The following is an 18,888-nucleotide window of genomic DNA, read 5'->3' as shown; positions in this document are numbered from 1 at the left end:
TTGAATTTTGAGCGATCTAATTTTGAGATAATCTGAGAAAACAACGTTATATTTGCCATAAGAGGGAGTGTTTTTGTTGTGCAATTCAAAGTTAATTTGAAATACAAAACTTCCCTCTTTCTTTTTTGAATTTTTTAAACGTTTAGGACGCTATTGCTTTTTAATCAATAATTGTTCGGTGCGAATAGAAAAAAATAATGGCAACTGCATAGGTCAGTAAGAGGTGTAATGATTTTGAGTAAAACCTTCAATTTTAAATGTAATTTCGGTTGCAAGCTTCGATTTTAGTTGAGATTCTGCACTCCTGGCATGCAGATTTCCGGAGAAGATCTCTGGCTCCTTATCTAAATTCATTTCTAAAGCCGGTTGTGGCGGGGCGGCAATTTCATCTAGCTTTTGTAATTCTGAATCAGGGAGAGCATCTGTGTCTGCTGTATTATTATTAATTGCCCCATCACTTTGATTGGATTTAACGCTGAATGATTGGACATTTTCATTGCTCATTTCAGGCGATTCGCTTTCTGTTTGATCTTTTCCAAGATTTTTACTGTCCTTAAATCCAGGTACTTTTAGTTCGGGGCTGATATTTTCTTGCTTTTTAAATGCGGCTTCTGGCGCAGATTTTTCTATGTCTTTCTCAACACTTTTATGGTTTGCTGCGCTATCTGTATTTATTTCTTTTTTGACCTTATTTTCTGCTATCTGCTTATTTGAGTTGCTATTCTTTTCCGGTAAGATCAAAAACACAGCGACAAGAATAGATGCTGCAATTAATCCATAGACCAGAATTTTTTTATAGCCCTGAGTTTTAGATTTAACCATTGGAATAATCTTCTCGTCTGAACTGCGATAATGCGAATCAAAAGCATTCATAATATTTTGACGCACAAAGCCTGGCATTATTTCCTCATCCTCCGATTGAATGCTCAATACAATTCTGCGCATCTCTGAATATGCAACCTGCGAACCCAATTCTTCTATCACAAATGTTTTTTCGGCTTCGGAAAGTTCATCAAAACTTCTTGTAGCCACCCATGCTTCGATGTCATATTTGTTTTCCATGGCCTATATTTTTTCAAAACTTTTTAAACTAACCGATAACTGGCGCAACGTGTAAAATAAGCGCGATTTAACTGTGCCTTCAGAAGTTTTTGTAATCTCTGCAATTTCCCTTATGCTCATATCTTGCTTGTAGCGCATGATAAAGCTCGACTTTTTTATTGGTTCCAGGTCATTAAGCGCTTGATTCAAAGCCTCCTTAAATTTAAATTTATCATGAACGGGCTCCATTTTAACTGAATTATTCTGTGTATAAGCTAATTCCTTATCAGCTTTTTTAACCACTTCTTGGTGGCGATAAATATTCTTGCACATATTATTGGCCATGCTAAAAATCCAGGTTTTAAAACTTCTAGTCAAATCAAAATCGGCCTGGTTTTGAATAATCTTCAGGAATAAATCCTGGGTTAGATCCTGTGCTTTAGCCGAATCATTTCGGTTCATTCGCAAGAAGTAATTATAAATTCTACCGGAATACCGGTTATAGATTTCTTCAAAAGCAGTCTTTTGTCCTTCGGCCGAGAGTTTTAGTAGCTCTTCATCTGTGTGTGATGTGTGGGAAGTTCTATTCACAAACTATTTGATCTGGTTTGTAATGTAGAGGCTAATCTTTCCGCTTTTCGATATATCCATATCTTCGCCACTTTCAAGCGCATAGGCTTGGTACGCTTTCGCGAAATAGGAATAGGATTGAATTAATCCACGGTCGGCAGGAGAATCCGCCTTATGTGATAATCCGACGAAACTTCTACCGGTACTTTGGATCGCTACGGCTAAATTTTTATCAGAATCAGACAGAGCAAAGCCTATTCCCCAGAGGTAAAGTGATTGTTTATATTGTGTCGTAAATTCACTGGATATTGATGGACTTATCCAAATGAAATTTTTGGTTTTAGCCGAAATGTTATCTGTTTTAATTCGATTAAATGCAGCTAACTTTTCAGCAAAAATATTGGTAACCTCAATAGTTCTATTGCTCTGCTTTGCCGCATACTTTAGGGCAATTAAGTCTTGCATTCCCTGCGAAATAACCAGAGTATTGTTCTGAATAGCCCGCATGGCATTTTCTCCAAAGCTTTTTAAAACATCCGAAAGCATTCCCGCATTGTCCATTTCATCAAGAAATTGATTTTCCAGAGTTCTCTCTCCCAACACATAAGCTGCCATAAACTGATAGGGAAGAAGGATTTTATAATCAGAAGCTGCACTGATAAGGGCATTGCACGATTCAGAGTTTCCACTGGACTGTAGAAATTCTAAAAATGCCATAGCATATCCTTCCGGAAAATTAGATATGAGAAAGGCCGCAGCTTCATCTCTTTTCTTATCGGCCTTTGGGAAATAGTTTTCAGGATCTACTGCGCGTTGTGCTTTATAAGCGAGAAAATAAAATTCAAGGGCGTCTAATTCGCTTTTAAAATTGATGTCCTCATTTTTTAAAGCATTGACGTAAATGTCTGGAGAGTAGCGCTCAAGCTCATAGGGCATGTAAGCCTTCTGCGCAAATATATGTTGACAAGAGAGAAGAAAAAAAAGGAAGAGTAGTCGCATTTTTATCATTCAGTACACCTCAAAAGTGAAGGCGTTCATTTAGCCTGCAAATTACATGCTTAAAAACAAATTCTCAACAAATTATTGTCTCTTTTGGAATAAGACTTTTCTAAAAGGCAATCTTTACTCCAATTGAATTAGCTAAATTTGCACCCATGAATGAATCAGATTTTGAACGCGTAAAGCGAACGCTTGATGAAACCCATGACTGGCCTGCGGTTTTCCTTTTCAAATTTATTGTGCCTTCTAATATTGAAAAAATAGCCAGAGTTGAAGCTTTGTTTAACAGCGAAACCGCAGAAATAAGGCTAAAGGAATCGAGAAACGGAAAATATACCAGCATTTCTGCCAGAGAAGCCATGACCAGTTCTGAAAGTGTTCTTGATTGTTATAAAAAAGCTTCAGAAATTGAAGGACTTATTGCTCTATAATGGTAAATATTAAATATTTCCTGCTTGTATCATCTATAGTTTTATTTCTCTTTGTATTTTATAGATGGCTTACGCGGTATTTGCGCAAAAACGATATTAATATTCCTTTTGCGTATTTGTTCCCATTTGAAAATGAAAAGCTAAAGGGCATAGAAACTCTTAAGTTTGACTTGCCCCTGGAAGCTTTGGTGCGTGCGGAAGTGGTTAGAGAAAACGGTGAATTGGTGACTGTAATTTTTGAAGAGCAGTTTAAAACAGGCATTCACACTAAGGAAATAAATCTTTCGAGTGTGGCAAATGGAACGTATAATTTACGATTCTGTGTACCTGATCAAACCATTACACGTTTTATAGTCATTGCAAATGGTGTAGCTTGAATTTTAATAAGAATACTTGAAATAAAAAACGCCGCATTTAGCGGCGTTTTTAGTTTATTAAAAACTTAGAATTAATCTTCTTCAGATTTATTCTTTTCTTCTTCTTCTTTAGATTCCTTCGCCTTATTAATTTTTATCGTAATCTCTTCCTTGTCTTTCTTGAAGCCAATATTAATGGTATCGCCTTCTTTTAGGTTAGAATTGATAATCTCTTCAGCCAGCGGATCTTCCACATATTTCTGAATCGCTCTGTTAAGCGGTCTTGCCCCAAATTTTTCATCAAAACCTTTCTCGGCAATAAAGTCTTTGGCAGCATCAGATAATTTGATTTTGTATCCCAGGTCTACAATACGTTTGTAAAGTTTTGCCAGCTCAATATCAATAATTTTGTGAATATCAGCTCGGGTTAAGGAGTTGAAAATAATCACATCGTCTATTCTGTTCAGAAATTCAGGTGCAAATGCTTTTTTAAGCGCACTTTGAATAACTGATTGATGAGCAGCCTGTTCATTTTCTAATCTCGTTTTCGTACCAAAACCTACACCTGTTCCAAAATCTGAAAGTTGGCGCGCTCCAATATTAGAAGTCATTATAATAATGCTATTTCTAAAGTCAATTTTGCGTCCGAGACTATCTGTAAGTTGTCCGTCGTCGAGCGCTTGAAGAAGCAAGTTGAAAACATCGGGGTGAGCTTTCTCTATTTCATCGAGCAGGATAATAGAGTAGGGACGACGTCGCACTTTTTCAGTAAGCTGACCGCCTTCTTCATATCCAATATACCCCGGAGGTGCTCCAATAAGACGGCTAATGGCAAATTTTTCCATGTATTCACTCATATCTATGCGTATGAGCGCATCTTCAGATTGAAACATCAGCTTGGCAAGTTCTTTGGCAAGTTGTGTTTTTCCCACACCGGTTGGTCCAAGAAAAATAAAGGAACCAATGGGTTTGTTGGGATCTTTTAAGCCTGCACGATTTCGCTGAATAGCTTTTACTACTTTTTTAATAGCTCCATCCTGACCGATTACGGTGCCTTGCATATCTTCATTCATGCGAGATAAGCGGCCGCTTTCTTTTTCAGCAATTCGCTGAACAGGAATTCCTGTCATCATGGCTACAACTTCCTCCACATCATCAACAGTTACGGTAACACGGTGGTTTTTAGATTCTTCTTCCCATTTATTCTTCGCGCGTTCCAGTTCTTCGAGCAAGCTTCTTTCCCTATCTCTAAGTTTGGCGGCTTCTTCGTATTTCTGACTGCGAACTACACGGTTTTTTTCTTCCTTAATTTCTTCAATTTTCTTTTCAGCAGTTATTATCTCTGCGGGAACATTGATGTTAGTTATGTGCACACGTGAACCTACTTCATCTAATGCGTCAATGGCCTTGTCGGGCAAGTGGCGATCAGATATATAACGATTGGTAAGTGTTACGCAAGCTTTTATAGCATCATCAGTGTAATTTACGCTGTGATGTTCTTCGTACTTCTCCTTAATATTATGAAGAATTTGAATGGTTTCATCAGCTGTGGTGGCTTCTACAATTACTTTTTGAAACCGACGTTCAAGTGCGCCGTCTTTCTCTATATACTGACGGTATTCATCAAGCGTAGTAGCTCCAATACATTGTATCTCTCCGCGAGCCAATGCCGGTTTAAACATATTAGAAGCATCAAGCGAACCGCTCGCGCCTCCTGCACCCACGATGGTGTGTATTTCGTCAATAAACAAAATCACATCTGGAGATTTCTCCAATTCATTCATCACGGCTTTCATGCGTTCCTCAAACTGGCCTCGGTATTTCGTGCCCGCAACAAGCGAAGCTACGTCAAGCGATACAATTCGCTTATCGAATAGCACACGTGACACTTTACGTTGTATAATCCGCAGTGCCAAACCTTCAGCAATAGCCGATTTACCAACTCCCGGCTCGCCGATTAATACTGGATTGTTTTTCTTTCTTCTTGAGAGAATCTGAGATACGCGCTCAATTTCTTTTTCACGACCTACAATAGGGTCGAGCTTATCTTCTTCGGCCATTTTTGTTAGGTCGCGTCCAAAATTGTCGAGTACCGGGGTTTTAGATTTCGTATCGGCAACTTTTCTACCGCCTGCAGCTGAACCTGCACCACCGGAAAAACTTCCCATTTCGTCATCGTCATCATCAGACTGACCGGGAAAATCGGCTCTTGGCTCATGAAGGCGGGAAATATCATTTCCGCCCGTTCTAAGCGTTTCGAGTTCTTCGCGTACGGTTTCGTAATCAACGCTAAACTTCATAAGCGCTCGCGTTGCTACATTATCCTCGTCTTTAAGAATGCTCAATAGCAAATGCTCCGTACCGATGGTAGGGCTCTTAAAGAGTTTAGCTTCCAAATAGGTTATTTTTAAGACTTTTTCAGCCTGTTTTACAAGTGGAATATTTCCGAGATTCCCCGATTTTGCTGTGGCAGAGCGTGTTGATGACTCAATTACCGTGCGAAGCTCTTTGAGTTTAACTCCTACAGTTTTTAATATTTGCACAGCAGTGCCTTCTCCTTCTCGGATTATTCCGAGTAATAAATGTTCTACACCAATAAAATCGTGTCCCAAGCGCAATGCTTCTTCACGACTATAACTGATTACATCTTTTACTCTGGGTGAGAATTTAGCTTCCATTTAATACCTTCCTTTCTTTTGTTTAGATTATAATCCGTAATTAAGGTTAGCTCGCCCTAATGTACGGCATAAAACGACATTTTCAAATATATGACCAGAATTCTGACAAGATGTCACTGTTTCAGGATTTATTTCACACGATTTTGTTGAAAATTAGCTGTTTTAAAATCACTGAATACCCGTGTTAAATCACTACTTTCGACGTTCGGCTTTTCATAAAGCAAAAACCGTACAATTTTTGAAATTTAATTAGAATATGGCAGAAGGAGAAAAAATAATTCCTATTAATATTGAGGATGAGATGAAGTCGGCTTACATCGATTATTCGATGTCGGTTATTGTATCACGGGCCCTACCCGATGTGCGCGATGGTCTCAAACCCGTGCATAGACGGGTATTATATGGTATGCTTGATCTTGGAGTACGATCTAATAGCGCGTACAAAAAGTCAGCACGTATTGTCGGAGAGGTACTAGGGAAGTATCACCCACATGGCGATTCGTCAGTTTACGATACAATGGTGCGCATGGCACAGCACTGGTCTTTGCGATACCCACTTGTTGACGGACAGGGGAATTTTGGATCAGTAGATGGAGATAGCCCGGCAGCGATGCGTTATACAGAAGCACGATTGCGCAAAATCGCAGAAGAGATGCTATCTGATCTTGAAAAGGATACTGTAGATTTTTCAAATAATTTTGACGACTCGTTAAAAGAGCCAACTGTTCTTCCTACGCGAATCCCAAACCTATTGATAAATGGTGCGAGCGGTATCGCGGTAGGGATGGCCACCAATATGCCTCCTCACAACCTTACAGAAATTGTAAATGGAATCATGGCGTATATTGATAATCGAGATATTGATATTGCCGGATTAATGGAGTTTGTGAAAGCTCCCGATTTCCCTACAGGTGCTACCATATATGGATACGAAGGCGTAAAAGATGCTTTTGAAACCGGTAGAGGGCGTGTAGTTATAAGAGCGAAAGCAAATATTGAAGAAATACGTGAAGGAAGAGAGGCAATAATCGTAACCGAAATACCTTACCAGGTAAATAAGGCGGAAATGATTAAGAAGACGGCCGATCTTGTTAACGACAAAAAAATAGAGGGAATAAGCGACATACGCGATGAGTCAGACCGTAATGGAATGCGCATTGTTTATGAACTAAAACGCGACTGTATTCCAAATGTAGTATTAAATAAGTTGTATAAGTACACAGCGCTACAAGGTTCTTTTTCAGTGAATAATATAGCTTTGGTTAAAGGGCGTCCGATGATGCTCAACTTAAAGGATATGATTGTTCATTTTGTGGAGCACCGTCATGAAGTTGTTGTGCGCAGAACGCAATTTGAATTGCGTAAAGCAGAAGAGCGCGCCCACATTCTGGAAGGTTTGCTTATCGCACTAGACAATCTTGATGAAGTTATTAAGCTTATTCGCGCAAGTGCAACACCTGAAGACGCCCGTACCGGATTAATGGAGCAATTCTCGCTTTCTGAAATTCAGGCACGAGCGATACTCGACATGCGTTTGCAGAAGCTTACCGGTTTAGAGCGCGACAAAGTACGCGAAGAGCACGCAGAACTTATGAAGTTGATCGATTATTTAAATTCGGTTTTGAATAGCGAAGAGCTTCGTATGGAGATTATTAAAACGGAATTGATTGAAGTTCGTGATAAATATGGCGACGAAAGAAGATCTGTAATAGAATACTCTGCAAGCGAAATGAGTATTGAAGACTTGATTCCTGACGAAGAAGTGGTAGTAACGATATCTCATTTGGGTTATATTAAACGTACGTCGCTAAGCGAATACAAAACGCAGAGTCGCGGTGGAGTAGGATCTCGTGGAAGCACAACCAGAGATGCAGATTTCCTTGAGCACCTATTTGTGGCAACAAACCACAATTATCTACTGATTTTCACCGAAAAAGGGAAATGTTTCTGGATGCGTATTTTTGAAATTCCTGAAGGATCGAAAACATCGAAAGGAAGAGCTATCCAAAACCTGATTAATATTGAGCAGGACGATAAAATCAAGGCGTACATCAATACCAAAGACTTGCGTGATGATGAGTACATCAATGCTCACAATGTAATAATGGCTACCAAGAATGGCGTTGTGAAGAAAACTTCGCTTGAAGCTTATTCACGTCCGCGCCAGAATGGGATTAATGCCATTACTATAAAAGATGGTGATCAATTGCTTGAAGCGCGATTAACCAACGGAACGACTGAAATAATCCTTGCCAAGAAAAGCGGTAAAGCTATTCGCTTTAACGAAGAAAAAGTTAGGGCAGTAGGTCGAAATTCTCAAGGTGTGAAAGGAGTTACTCTTGAAGGGAAAGATGATGAAGTAATCGGTATGATTTGTATAAATGACCCTGATACAAATGTGCTTGTAGTTTCTGAAAAGGGTTATGGAAAACGCAGTCAAGTTGACGATTATCGTATAACCAATCGCGGTGGTAAAGGTGTTAAAACCATGAATATCACTGATAAAACAGGTGCGCTTATTGCTATTAAATCTGTAATTGATAGCGACGATTTGATGATTATCAATAAGAGTGGGATTACCATTCGGATGAGTGTAAATCAGCTTCGCGTAATGGGTCGTGCTACCCAGGGAGTGCGCCTGATAAACCTTAGAAATGGCGATGAGATTGCAGCTGTAGCCAAAGTGGAAGTTTCAGAAGATGCAGATGAAGTGTTAGATGAGATTTTGGATGAAAATGGAAACATTATAAGTGCTTCATCTGATACCTTGAATGACGATGATTCTGATACTTCTTCAGATGACGTTCAGGACGAAGACGATATTTCGGAGGAATAAACTTCAAAAGAGGAATAAACTTCAAAATAGTAATTCAATTAAAAAACCCTTTGAGATGTCTCAAAGGGTTTTTTTCTAATTCAATATTTCAGAATTTTTTTTTTTATAGATCAATATGTTAAAGGCAGAATAATTTTAAAAGAAGACCCGGTTCCACGTCCGTCGCTGCTTAGTTCTATTGTGCCGCCTTGCTTTTCAATGGTTTCCTTGGCGGTATATAGAGAGTGTTTAGTTGAGTCTTCGCCCTGTGTTCCCGTTTGAGCTCTAACGAATCTTTTAAACAGTGTTTTTCGCTCTTCCTTTTCAAATCCCATTCCGGAATCGGAAACGGTAATTTCTACAAAGTTCTTTTCCATAGCTGTTTGAATTTTCACAACTCCTTTAGGAAACGAATATTTAATAGAATTGGCCAAAACTTTGGTCAATGCCTCTGTGCTTTCCATTTCTTCCAATTCCAGTACCGGATTGCATCTACTCGCAATCATGAATGATACATTTTTGTTCCTGGCTGTTGTGTTTGAGCTTTCAACAGCATTGTTAATCAATTCATTTACGGTAATATAAGACCTTTCTATTGTCGACTCTTCAGTATGGCTCGTGTTGAGTTCATCAAGTACATATTCTAAAAATCCAAGTTGCTTTTTTCCTTCAGCAATCATCTGATTGCAATAAGCATTAATTTTTAAATGATCTTCTTCCAGTTTAATTATTTCAAATATTCCCATCATCTGTGCAAAAGGTTGTCTTAAATCTTGTGAGAGTAAGCGTGATAAATCTTTTTTTTCCTGAATATGACCGTGTAGACTAATTACAGTGCGCTGAAGCCTTGTGAGATACGTGTGGCTTCGCTCGGCATTATATTGTGCCGGCTTTGGTAATATATCTTCACCATAATAATCTTCGAGAACTTTTGAACTTGCCTTTAATGGATTCAAAATCCGATTAATTATAGGAACTGTAATGAGCGTGGCGCCGACTGTTAGAAAAAGCAAGAGCGAAATTATAGCGGATGGTTCTATTGCAAGACTCGATAATTTTACAAAACTTATAAAACCTACCAATGGCAAATGAATACCCAGAACAGAATAGAAAATAAGTTTTGTAGAATATGAAAGCTTAACGCTTTTCCGGCTTTGATTTCTTGATAGTGTGGTTTCAGTCATGGTGCAGGGATTTCAATTGCTATCAATTCCTACGAGCCCTTTTAATAAAAGGTTTCTGAATGCTGAAAAAAAAGTAATAAACGCTTTGGGTATAAGGATAGAAGTTTAATTAACAACCACTTATGCCTCTCCCAGCTTTTGCTTCAATTCCTGTACTGTATTTAATTCGGTTTGAAGTTCGCGTTTGATTTTTGATTCTGTTTCACGCGAGCGCTTTTTGTGGGCTTCAAATTCTTCGTCTAGAGAATTATAATCATTCTTAGCCTTTACAGTAATCTTGTTGGCCGAGTTAAATCTGAAATATAAAATAAGTGCAGCAATGAAAAGAATGAAAATCAAAACCCAGGTAAAGGTAACATAGGTTCCCTTTGTTAATCCCATACCCAAAAAGCTCATATGTTCAATTTGATATTCTTGTTCTTCAAGACTTGCGTCGCGCTCGCTAACCTGATTTTTTAATTCAGATAATTCATTATTTAGTCCAGCCACTTCGGCCTTTAGCGATTGAATTTGATTTCTGTCTTCTATAAGTGTATCAGCTACGCTTTTCCAAAAGTCGTCAAGGCTAGTTTCTTTCACCACCTTATAAATTTGGTAGTTATTTGAGCTTGATTTCATCTCTTGAAACTGATTCTGAAGATCGTTGGGCGTTTCAGGTTCATCTTGCGAAAAAGCTGTAAAAGAACTGGTAAGAAGTATTGCAATTATAAATACAGAAAGGAATTTCATAAGTGAAAAAGGGGATAATTTATCATTTTTAGTCAGGGCAAAAGTACTTTGTTTTTTTCAGCCATCGGTTGTTTACGCATGCATAATTGTACACAAAAGTAAAATGGATAGCTAACCGATTTATCTACGGTGCTTATCCTTAAAAAGTTGGTTTTTATCGAAGAATGTTTTTGAGCCTTATATACTTTTTAACAAATCCTACCCTTTGAATTTTTGAATTATAGCTTTTATGAAAGGATGTTAGTAGAAGATTTGACGAAAATTTACTCTGACCTTGATAAGTAGCCATGAATTTCCTGCAAAGGATTATGATGTGTAGCGTTTAAATCATTGAAATAGGAAAGTTTACGTATAAACCTTAAATTTGCAGATGTTGATAGCTATGAATTCTCGATTAAGTCTCTGAAAACAAGAAATTATTAGGATTTCAAGCTACGCTTACCAAGTATTTAAAACAGAAATCCATTCATCTATTATGAGCGATAATCGAAACGAAAAAAACAAGGTGGATCTGAAAGATATAACTTTCGATCATGATGAAGAGCGTCAAACTTTTGACGCAATTATAGACGACCAACATGCCGTGCTTGAATACAGAAGCAATAAAGAAGGAAAAATTTTTATAAATCACACCGAAGTTCCCGAAACACTTCAGGGGCGGGGAGTGGCAGGAATTCTCGTGCAGCATGTATTTGACTACGTCCGGGAAAACAATATGCGCATGATTCCGGTTTGTCCTTACGTAAAATCTTATTTGAAAAAGCATCCAGAGCATATGGATCTTGTTGCTTCTGGAATTCGGATCACCTAAAACACCTTCTGGATATACTTTTTGTGATTATTAACGAAAACATTCGAACATCAAAAACATATTCCATTCTTTGGTGTTCTAACAACTAGTATCAGAAACAAAAATATTTTGGCCTTCTGAATCATGGTTGATTAGGTTTTGGTTAATGTTCACTCCGGTTTTGCCGGAAGAAGGCCTAAAAATAGGGGAGTCATTTATGGCTCCCCTTAATTTTTTATAGAATGTCGATACGCAATTTATTCCTCAGTTTCAGCAATCTGGCGATCTAGAATATCTTCTATCGTTTTGAGTGTTTGCTTATCAATCTTAGAATCTGTTTTTGCCTGTTTTTTCATAAATCGAAACATTGCGTTTTTATTAATTTCATATGCTACAAAAACAGTGTAATTGGTGCCATCGTGATATTTTTCCTCACCTATTTTTCTTAAGTCAGCCAGTCCTGTGTTCATCACTTCACGGGTTAAGCTCTGAAATTTATCGGCTACCTCTGTTGAGTTTTCATTTTCGGTTTGTCCCAGATATTGATCGGTCACATTTTTCATTGTTGTGCTTACCTGCGATGCAAGCTGGTTTTTAGCATCCAAATCAGCTTTGCTTCGCGCAATATTGTCTTTTATACTTACCCCTTTTCCGGTTCCTCTAAAGTAGCGGCTACTTGATTCGTATTTAGATCCGGTAAAGGGTTCCTTTACTTTTTCTCCTAGATGCGATTTAGAACTACAACTAATCAAAAAAAGGAAGGAAAGGAAGTAGAGCGTTGGTTTTAGAACTTTCATTTTTATTTGTTTTTACGGAGAGGTATAAATTTCGTGCCAAATTATACTTTAAACCTATACCGTTTCAAATCACTCCTTATATTTGCTACAATTCTATGGAAAATCAGGTAAATTGGGGTCTTGCTTTAAGCGGCGGTGGTGCAAGAGGCATTATTCATATTGGCGTTTTGCAAGCTTTTGAAGAAAAGGGCTTTAAGCCGGTGTGTGTTTCAGGCACAAGTATAGGTGCAATAATAGGTGCCTTGTATGCAAGTGGTATGAAACCTGAAAAGATGTTGGAGCTAATTTCAGATCGTGGTTTTTTGGGCATGTTTAGCCTGAAAGCAAGCTTTTCGGGCTTCCTCGAAATGAGTTATCTAAAAAAAGTACTCCAGAAACATCTGCCTCAAACTTTTGAAGAGTTGAATCTTCCTTTCTCTGTTGCTGCTACAAATTTAAGCCGACATGAAATTGTAATCTTTAATTCAGGATCTTTACACCAACCTGTTATTGCCTCGGCGAGTATACCCGTTTTATTTGCTCCCGTCGAAATAAATGAAGACAAATATATTGATGGTGGAGTAATTGACAATCTCCCGGCATTAGCTTGTAAGAATTATTGCGACAAGGTATTGGGTGTTGAAGTGAACTTTGGGAATTTCACCTCCGATCTCAAAAACATGAAAAATGTCGCTATAGAGGTGTTCTACATTATGCTCAACAACAATAGCCGTATAGGAATGGCAGAATGCGATTCATTAATACGGCCTGAACTCAACAGCGAATTTCAACTATTCGATTTTACCAATAGTGAAAAATTATTTGAAATAGGAAGAATTGAGGGGCTTAAATGGTTAGAAGCCAATAACCTATAAGCTGTTTTGTCTTTCAGATTCGTCGATTATCTTTGCCGCTTCAGTTTTTAGCTTTCCGGTGGGAATGAGGTAATAAAAACCTATTCCCACCAAAACACATAATGCAGATACGAGCCACCATAAACCGTGAAAATCGTAATTCTTAATCATAAATAGACCCAGAGCGGGTGCCACAATAAACGATACCGAATAACCCATACTATACATTCCCAAATACTTACCCCGCGATGCTTCACCACCACGATTTGCTGTGTAGGTGGTAAGAAATGGCATAACAAGAATTTCTGATACGCTCAGAAAAACCATAGCAATGATTAAGATAATTATTCCATCGGCCAGATTTAAAAACATAAATGAAGCTACCAACAGCAGGCAACCGTTAAGGATAGTGGATCTCAAAGCAAACCGCTTTCCAAAAATATAAACCAGGGGCATTTCAAGAGCAAAAACCACAAAACCGTTTAACGCCAGCAGCCAGCCTATTGCGCTTTCAGAAAGCAGATAATAATCGCGGTAATAAACAGGAAGCGTAAATAAAAATTGAAAGAATACCACGCCATAGCCAACTGTAAGAATGGTAAAAAGCACAAAACGGAAATCCTTAAAAGGCGATTTCGCTGTTGTCATTTCCGTCTGATTTAAAATTATTGCTTTTTTGAATCGCCTTTTATAAAAATATAATGCAAATACAATTGCCGCCAAGGCACAGGAAACTGCATCTACATAGAATAACCAATCGTAACTAATGGCGGCAAGCAAACCACCGGCGGCAGGGCCTATTGCAAAGCCCAGGTTTATAGCCATCCGATTTAGCGAATAAGCACGAGTAAGATTTTCGGGCTTGGCGTGTTTAGCAACTGCGGCAGCATTTGCAGGTCTAAACGAGTCTGAGATTACAGTAATAGCAAAAAATCCGATGGCTAGTTCTGTTACAGATCGCAAATGAGCTATCAGAACGAAACCCACCGCTGTTAGAATCAATGACCAAAACTGCACAGCGAAGGTTCCAATTTTGTCGGTTAAGTGACCACCGAGATAGGAACCAACCAGCGAACCAAAACCAAACATAGTGAGAATAAAAGCCACGTCTTCAATGCTTAAATTGAGTTCATCTTTCAAGTACAAACTCAAAAACGGCAATACCATTGATCCGCTACGGTTTATCAACAAAACAAGGGCAAGCATCCATGCAGGTGTAGTTAAACCACTGTAACTTTTTAAGTACATTTTGATAATCCGCATAGGCGCGAAAGTAATACCAGAATTTGAAAGTTTAACCCAGAAACTTGTAATCCGGGTTTTTTTTATGAAAACCGTCAGCAAATTGTCTTTTCAGTTTTTAAGGAGCGCAAAATCCAATCTCACCTAGCTCATCTTTAAGATTTTTATGCAAATTTGCCATGAACTATTTTACTATGCGGTTTCCACGATTTTTAAAAGCAGTTATTTTTACAGGGCTTATGGCTTCCGTTCATTTTTTAGGTGCACAATCTCTTGAAGGGGGATATGCGCCTAACGGCTCGATTGACTTTGATTCACTTTATATAGAGTCGTATCCCGAATTAATTACCACACGAGTATATTTATCTCAAAAAGCTACTAGTCTGGCACTTACAGACAATCAGGAAAGCACTGATCTTGATTACCAGCCGAATACTTCGTTGAACTTTGGGATTGGTGCAACGGTAAAATCTTTTACACTCAATCTGGCTTATGGTTTCAGGATTCTCAATCCAGACGAAGGACAGGGTAAAACGCGGTATCTCGATTTGCAGTCGCATGTGTACACGCGCAAGCTCGTTATCGATTTCTTTGGCCAGTTTTATAAAGGGATGTATTTAGAGAACACTCTTACACTCAACCAAAACTATCGCGATCCTTATTATGTGCGACCCGATATCTATGTGCAAATTTTTGGCTTGTCAGGTCTATATGTCTTCAATAATAAAAAATTTTCTTACCGCTCTTCGCTGATTCAAAACGAGCGGCAGCTTAAGTCATCGGGGTCTTTTCTGGCAGGTGCCGAGGCGTATTACGGCTTGGTGAATGCCGATAGTGCGTTGGTACCATCGTTTATTGATGATTCAGTATTTGTGGAAATGAAGGGCTACGAAAAAATCGGATTTTTAAAAGCCGGACCTACCATCGGTTATGCTTATAATTTGGTCATTGCCAAAAAGTTTTTTGCTATGGCATCGCTTACGGTGAACTATGGAATGGGATATAATACGGCTTATCATCCCGATAAAGGAACGAGAACCGATTTTCAAGGAGATTTTGGTGCATTCGCTCGATTTGCTTTCGGTTACAACGACAATAATTGGTATTTGGGGTTGAGTATTGTTTACAACAATATCACCACAAGTACCGATAGCCGCTTGCTCAATGCTGATTATGGCATATCAAATATCAGATTAAACTTTGTGAAGCGGTTTAAACCGGGACCTAAATTATTGCCCTGGTTTAATAAAGTACCCTGATAAATGAAGAATCGCTAATTGGGTATAAAAAAGAAATTTTGACCAGAATAAGTTTCAGGAGAAAAATCAATTAATTTATTGCCCACGTGCACTTTGACGGCGTAGCCCTTTGTTTTAATAAAATTCAGGCATTTTTCGCGGTTTTCATTAACCCAAAGTTCGGTGTAAATAATTGGCTTGTCACGTTCTATTAATTCTTCTCCACCTTTCAGTACGAAGTATTCAAAATTCTCAACATCGAGCTTAATTCCCTGAACTTTCTTGGTGCTGTCAATTAAATTATCAAGGGTATCAATTTCAACTTCATAGAAATCGCCCTGATTAAATTCACCAATAGATTCGTGTACAATATGGCTAAGCCCCTGCATTTTGACCTTCGAAACATTAGGCAGAACCATTTTAGCTATGCCTGGTTTATCTCCTAGTGCACAATCAAAAATCCGGAAGCGTTGGTGTTGACACTTTTCAGTAACAGCGTGAAGTATTTTATTGTTTTCGGGAATGGGCTCAAACGCCCAGATTTCTGCATTGGAGAAATCCTTTAGCAAGTGCCAGGTCATAATTCCCAGGTTGGCCCCAATATCTAGAATCAGTCCTTCATTCTTAAGTAAAGACATAAACGCAAAGAAATCGCCCTCCTTTTTATCACTTTTGAGAGTAGCAATTTTATATCGTGCAAAGATTTTAAGATAGGTATTAAAGCCGAGCAGCCGCTGTAAAAGTCTTTTAACTGTATTTTTCAATCCCAAATTTTGCGCAAAGTTAAAAATTCCATTTTGCCACCCAATTTTATATTAAATTCAATCTTTTCGACAATTTTGTGCATCTATAAGTTTTTCTTTACGTCATCAATTCACAGAGATTGCCATATGTCAATAACTTATATTAAATTAGTGATCTGAAAACGCGAAATCAATTAATAATTAATTCAAAATCAATCATGAAATCTAAATTACTCTTACTTACTCTTGTATTGTTCTCTTATACTTACGTGAATGCCCAAAGCTCAAAAGAGATTGAGAAAATGGCTAAAGCTGAAACCACCAAAATGGTCGCTGCACTTGATTTAACTGATGATCAGGAAATTGCTATCTATCGCCAGAATTATACGCTTGTAGAGCAGCAATCCCGATTTGATAAAGTTGAAAACAAAACGGATAAGGTAGTTGCGGCAATGGAAAACTACAAAATGCAGTACCAAGAAAATGTGCAAAAGCTATTAACTGATAGCCAACGCGAACAGTTTAAGAACTGGGTTGAAAAATCTAAATTGCTGAAAGAATAAAAAATATTAGCAAATTTGAGCCGGCTCTTATGCCGGTTTTTTTTTATGAGAAATTTTCTAGCAATCGCGATTTTAGCAATCCTTGCTTTTCCGGGAGTGAATTCGTGCAAGAATAAAAAAGAAGTACAGGCTGAGAATAAAATCCCCGGTGGTACTTGGATGGTAGAAACCATGCACGGCGATACCATCAGCGACATTGACTATATGCGGGGATCGCCGAGCATAATTTTTAATGATAGCAGCACTTTTAGTGGATCAACAGGTTGCAATCAATACAGTGCGAGATTTAAAGTGCTGGATGGAGGTGTGGAAATAACAATGGGCCCCATGACTAAGATGGCCTGTCCGGGCAAAGACGAAAGCATTTTTGTGGAAGCATTAAATTCTACAAACAAGGTAAAAATAGAAGAGGAGAGAATGCATTTTTTCAAGAACGATGAGGAATTACTCGGTTTTAAGAAAGTGGAATAACCCTCTAAATTAGAATATTCTCTAAAGATCTGGATGCAACAGTATCCATTCATTGTGAGAAAAAGTTCTCCATTTTACGGCTGCCAAATCTGTTTTAGAGTCAATTAGTGGCTTGAGTTCACGCCCGTTTAAGCTGGCATTCGCGAAAGCGTAAACCTCTACTTCAACTCCTATATCATTGTATTCGCGTTTTAATCTCTGAGCATACTGCCAGGCCATGTCGGGTCGAGTAGCAAGTTTGCGGGCAGATTTATTCCACATTCTATCTTCAGGATTTATCCTTTCCGTTTTTCCTGTATCACTGCGCTTTACTTCATAGTAAATTGTTCCGTATTTTGATCTGAGCATCATATGCCACGAGAGTCGGTGTCCTTCTTCTGTCCAATGAGAAGAGCCGGGAAAGTAAAACGGGCGGAGTGGAAGCAGGATCATTCCTGCAAAAAATGGTATAAGCAGGCTGTAAACCAATTTATTATTGAGGTAATTTGCAACTTTGAGATGCGAAATATCTATCGAGTTTCTGAAAAACATCTTTCTTATAAAAGCGGGCTCGAAGAATAAAACTGACGTAATGAGCATCATGTATGGAAAAATGCCAATATGAAAAACCACCGAATTAAAGAGATGGAAGAAAATGGATATCACAAAAGCAATTTTTCTGGTGGGTTTGAACCACAGAGCAGGAATTACCAAAAGATCAAACACGATACCACCATAAGAAAGCAGAAGAAAAAACCAGGTTTTGTCGGCAACCATTCCCAACAGTGGCCAATCTTTTTTGCCAGTAAGAAAAATCTCAACTGCCTTACCCTCAATCCAGTCGGGATAAATTTTGGCAATAGCTGCGTAAAAATAGACAATGAGCAATAGAAATTTAAAGACCCAAATAGTCCAATAAGGCGTAACTTGGGATTGTTGAACTCTTCCCGATTTTACATCTGCGGAAGCATACCTGTGCGCTGGAACGAGAATAAACAGGAAGCACACGAGCAAAAGCAAATAGTAGTGATTGTTGTAACTGGTTTTTTGTCCAAAATAGGCGCATGCCCAAAGAATGGTAAAACCTATAATTGCAAATTTGTACCTAAATCCAAGTGCGATACAAAGACCGAATACGCCGAGGAGCGCGAATAGAACATAGGCCTGGGGGCCAACAAGCATTTGAAGAAAGTCAAATCCCATAAAATTAAAAGTAAAATCTCTTTCAACATAATTCTGACGCACCCATCCGGTAAGAATTGCGCCAAAACCTTCGGCGGCCATAAGCAGCCCCATCAATATCCGGAAAATGGCCAGTGGAGCAATGTCTGCCGGAGCGAATAAAAATCCCTTTCTCATACGTCGCGAAAATAAGTATTAGAATCAATTCGAGCAGGTGATTTTTCCGTTAATCACATTTTTATGCCGC

The 18,888-nt window shown here is 38.4% G+C and carries 18 protein-coding genes; 8 read left to right on the top strand and 10 right to left on the bottom strand.

Annotated elements, in window-relative coordinates:
- Positions 1-213: 213 nt before the first annotated feature.
- The 3 genes from G3O08_RS13040 to G3O08_RS13030 are packed head-to-tail and all read right to left on the bottom strand — an operon-like array spanning position 214 to position 2,610.
- A complete protein-coding gene (locus tag G3O08_RS13040; protein ID WP_163285822.1) occupies positions 214-1,062 on the bottom strand; it encodes a hypothetical protein in 849 nt (282 codons plus the stop codon).
- A 3-nt stretch (positions 1,063-1,065) separates the two neighbouring features.
- The gene (locus G3O08_RS13035; RefSeq protein WP_163285821.1) at positions 1,066-1,632 is read right to left on the bottom strand and encodes an RNA polymerase sigma factor; all 567 of its coding nucleotides are present in this window, start codon (positions 1,630-1,632) and stop codon (positions 1,066-1,068) included.
- 3 nt (positions 1,633-1,635) lie between these two features.
- On the bottom strand, positions 1,636-2,610 hold the full coding sequence (locus G3O08_RS13030; RefSeq protein WP_163285820.1) for a hypothetical protein: 975 nt from the start codon (positions 2,608-2,610) through the stop codon (positions 1,636-1,638).
- A 155-nt stretch (positions 2,611-2,765) separates the two neighbouring features.
- Between G3O08_RS13030 and G3O08_RS13025 the strand changes: the two genes are divergently transcribed.
- Positions 2,766-3,041: a DUF493 family protein gene (locus G3O08_RS13025; protein ID WP_163285819.1), complete on the top strand. Its 276-nt coding sequence runs from the start codon at positions 2,766-2,768 to the stop codon at positions 3,039-3,041.
- Positions 3,041-3,418: a hypothetical protein gene (locus G3O08_RS13020; protein ID WP_163285818.1), complete on the top strand. Its 378-nt coding sequence runs from the start codon at positions 3,041-3,043 to the stop codon at positions 3,416-3,418. Before G3O08_RS13025 ends, G3O08_RS13020 begins: the two co-directional genes overlap by 1 nt.
- A gap of 71 nt (positions 3,419-3,489) precedes the next feature.
- On the opposite strand, the gene G3O08_RS13015 is transcribed toward G3O08_RS13020, so the two are convergent.
- On the bottom strand, positions 3,490-6,075 hold the full coding sequence (locus G3O08_RS13015; protein WP_163285817.1) for an ATP-dependent Clp protease ATP-binding subunit: 2,586 nt from the start codon (positions 6,073-6,075) through the stop codon (positions 3,490-3,492).
- A 256-nt stretch (positions 6,076-6,331) separates the two neighbouring features.
- Between G3O08_RS13015 and gyrA the strand changes: the two genes are divergently transcribed.
- Positions 6,332-8,911: a DNA gyrase subunit A gene (gene gyrA, locus G3O08_RS13010; protein ID WP_163285816.1), complete on the top strand. Its 2,580-nt coding sequence runs from the start codon at positions 6,332-6,334 to the stop codon at positions 8,909-8,911.
- A gap of 110 nt (positions 8,912-9,021) precedes the next feature.
- Here gyrA and G3O08_RS13005 read toward each other — a convergent pair whose 3' ends face one another.
- Positions 9,022-10,074, bottom strand: a complete 1,053-nt coding sequence (locus tag G3O08_RS13005) for a sensor histidine kinase (RefSeq protein ID WP_163285815.1) — start codon at positions 10,072-10,074, stop codon at positions 9,022-9,024.
- Between the two features lie 120 nt (positions 10,075-10,194).
- On the bottom strand, positions 10,195-10,803 hold the full coding sequence (locus G3O08_RS13000) for a hypothetical protein (RefSeq protein ID WP_163285814.1): 609 nt from the start codon (positions 10,801-10,803) through the stop codon (positions 10,195-10,197).
- Positions 10,804-11,278: 475 nt separating this feature from the next.
- Between G3O08_RS13000 and G3O08_RS12995 the strand changes: the two genes are divergently transcribed.
- Positions 11,279-11,614: a GNAT family N-acetyltransferase gene (locus G3O08_RS12995; RefSeq protein ID WP_163285813.1), complete on the top strand. Its 336-nt coding sequence runs from the start codon at positions 11,279-11,281 to the stop codon at positions 11,612-11,614.
- A 236-nt stretch (positions 11,615-11,850) separates the two neighbouring features.
- On the opposite strand, the gene G3O08_RS12990 is transcribed toward G3O08_RS12995, so the two are convergent.
- Positions 11,851-12,390 carry a hypothetical protein gene (locus G3O08_RS12990; protein ID WP_163285812.1) on the bottom strand — a complete coding sequence of 180 codons (540 nt, stop codon included), beginning with the start codon at positions 12,388-12,390 and terminating at the stop codon, positions 11,851-11,853.
- A gap of 95 nt (positions 12,391-12,485) precedes the next feature.
- Here G3O08_RS12990 and G3O08_RS12985 point away from each other — a divergent pair, with 95 nt between their 5' ends.
- Positions 12,486-13,244 carry a patatin-like phospholipase family protein gene (locus G3O08_RS12985; protein ID WP_163285811.1) on the top strand — a complete coding sequence of 253 codons (759 nt, stop codon included), beginning with the start codon at positions 12,486-12,488 and terminating at the stop codon, positions 13,242-13,244.
- Here the strand turns inward: G3O08_RS12985 and G3O08_RS12980 are convergent.
- Positions 13,239-14,471, bottom strand: coding sequence for an MDR family MFS transporter (locus tag G3O08_RS12980; RefSeq protein WP_163285810.1), 1,233 nt, complete (start codon positions 14,469-14,471; stop codon positions 13,239-13,241). The two genes, G3O08_RS12985 and G3O08_RS12980, sit on opposite strands and share 6 nt — an antisense overlap.
- Before the next feature lie 173 nt (positions 14,472-14,644).
- Between G3O08_RS12980 and G3O08_RS12975 the strand changes: the two genes are divergently transcribed.
- Positions 14,645-15,724: a DUF4421 domain-containing protein gene (locus tag G3O08_RS12975; protein WP_163285809.1), complete on the top strand. Its 1,080-nt coding sequence runs from the start codon at positions 14,645-14,647 to the stop codon at positions 15,722-15,724.
- 14 nt (positions 15,725-15,738) lie between these two features.
- Here G3O08_RS12975 and G3O08_RS12970 read toward each other — a convergent pair whose 3' ends face one another.
- Positions 15,739-16,467: an FkbM family methyltransferase gene (locus G3O08_RS12970; protein WP_163285808.1), complete on the bottom strand. Its 729-nt coding sequence runs from the start codon at positions 16,465-16,467 to the stop codon at positions 15,739-15,741.
- A gap of 197 nt (positions 16,468-16,664) precedes the next feature.
- Here G3O08_RS12970 and G3O08_RS12965 point away from each other — a divergent pair, with 197 nt between their 5' ends.
- Together G3O08_RS12965 and G3O08_RS12960 are read left to right on the top strand one after the other, a co-directional pair.
- Complete coding sequence (locus G3O08_RS12965; RefSeq protein ID WP_163285807.1) at positions 16,665-17,009, top strand: hypothetical protein; 345 nt, start codon at positions 16,665-16,667, stop codon at positions 17,007-17,009.
- A 45-nt stretch (positions 17,010-17,054) separates the two neighbouring features.
- Positions 17,055-17,480: an META domain-containing protein gene (locus tag G3O08_RS12960; protein WP_163285806.1), complete on the top strand. Its 426-nt coding sequence runs from the start codon at positions 17,055-17,057 to the stop codon at positions 17,478-17,480.
- Between the two features lie 21 nt (positions 17,481-17,501).
- Here the strand turns inward: G3O08_RS12960 and G3O08_RS12955 are convergent, their stop codons facing one another.
- Entirely contained in the window at positions 17,502-18,818 is a 1,317-nt protein-coding gene (locus G3O08_RS12955; protein WP_163285805.1) for an HTTM domain-containing protein, read from the bottom strand.
- Positions 18,819-18,888: the final 70 nt, after the last annotated feature.

The organism is Cryomorpha ignava, from assembly GCF_010686655.1.
In the GTDB taxonomy this organism is placed as follows: domain Bacteria; phylum Bacteroidota; class Bacteroidia; order Flavobacteriales_D; family Cryomorphaceae; genus Cryomorpha; species Cryomorpha ignava.
The sequence above is the reverse complement of the archived record's forward strand: the minus strand, read 5'-3'. Positions and strand labels throughout refer to the sequence as shown.

Coding starts and splice junctions, on each gene's coding strand:
- G3O08_RS13040 (WP_163285822.1), bottom strand. CDS start 1,062: ATGGAAAACAAATATGACATCGAAGCATGGGTGGCTACAAGAAGTTTT.
- G3O08_RS13030 (WP_163285820.1), bottom strand. CDS start 2,610: ATGCGACTACTCTTCCTTTTTTTTCTTCTCTCTTGTCAACATATATTT.
- G3O08_RS13025 (WP_163285819.1), top strand. CDS start 2,766: ATGAATGAATCAGATTTTGAACGCGTAAAGCGAACGCTTGATGAAACC.
- G3O08_RS13020 (WP_163285818.1), top strand. CDS start 3,041: ATGGTAAATATTAAATATTTCCTGCTTGTATCATCTATAGTTTTATTT.
- G3O08_RS13015 (WP_163285817.1), bottom strand. CDS start 6,075: ATGGAAGCTAAATTCTCACCCAGAGTAAAAGATGTAATCAGTTATAGT.
- gyrA (WP_163285816.1), top strand. CDS start 6,332: ATGGCAGAAGGAGAAAAAATAATTCCTATTAATATTGAGGATGAGATG.
- G3O08_RS13005 (WP_163285815.1), bottom strand. CDS start 10,074: ATGACTGAAACCACACTATCAAGAAATCAAAGCCGGAAAAGCGTTAAG.
- G3O08_RS13000 (WP_163285814.1), bottom strand. CDS start 10,803: ATGAAATTCCTTTCTGTATTTATAATTGCAATACTTCTTACCAGTTCT.
- G3O08_RS12995 (WP_163285813.1), top strand. CDS start 11,279: ATGAGCGATAATCGAAACGAAAAAAACAAGGTGGATCTGAAAGATATA.
- G3O08_RS12990 (WP_163285812.1), bottom strand. CDS start 12,390: ATGAAAGTTCTAAAACCAACGCTCTACTTCCTTTCCTTCCTTTTTTTG.
- G3O08_RS12985 (WP_163285811.1), top strand. CDS start 12,486: ATGGAAAATCAGGTAAATTGGGGTCTTGCTTTAAGCGGCGGTGGTGCA.
- G3O08_RS12980 (WP_163285810.1), bottom strand. CDS start 14,471: ATGTACTTAAAAAGTTACAGTGGTTTAACTACACCTGCATGGATGCTT.
- G3O08_RS12975 (WP_163285809.1), top strand. CDS start 14,645: ATGAACTATTTTACTATGCGGTTTCCACGATTTTTAAAAGCAGTTATT.
- G3O08_RS12965 (WP_163285807.1), top strand. CDS start 16,665: ATGAAATCTAAATTACTCTTACTTACTCTTGTATTGTTCTCTTATACT.
- G3O08_RS12960 (WP_163285806.1), top strand. CDS start 17,055: ATGAGAAATTTTCTAGCAATCGCGATTTTAGCAATCCTTGCTTTTCCG.
- G3O08_RS12955 (WP_163285805.1), bottom strand. CDS start 18,818: ATGAGAAAGGGATTTTTATTCGCTCCGGCAGACATTGCTCCACTGGCC.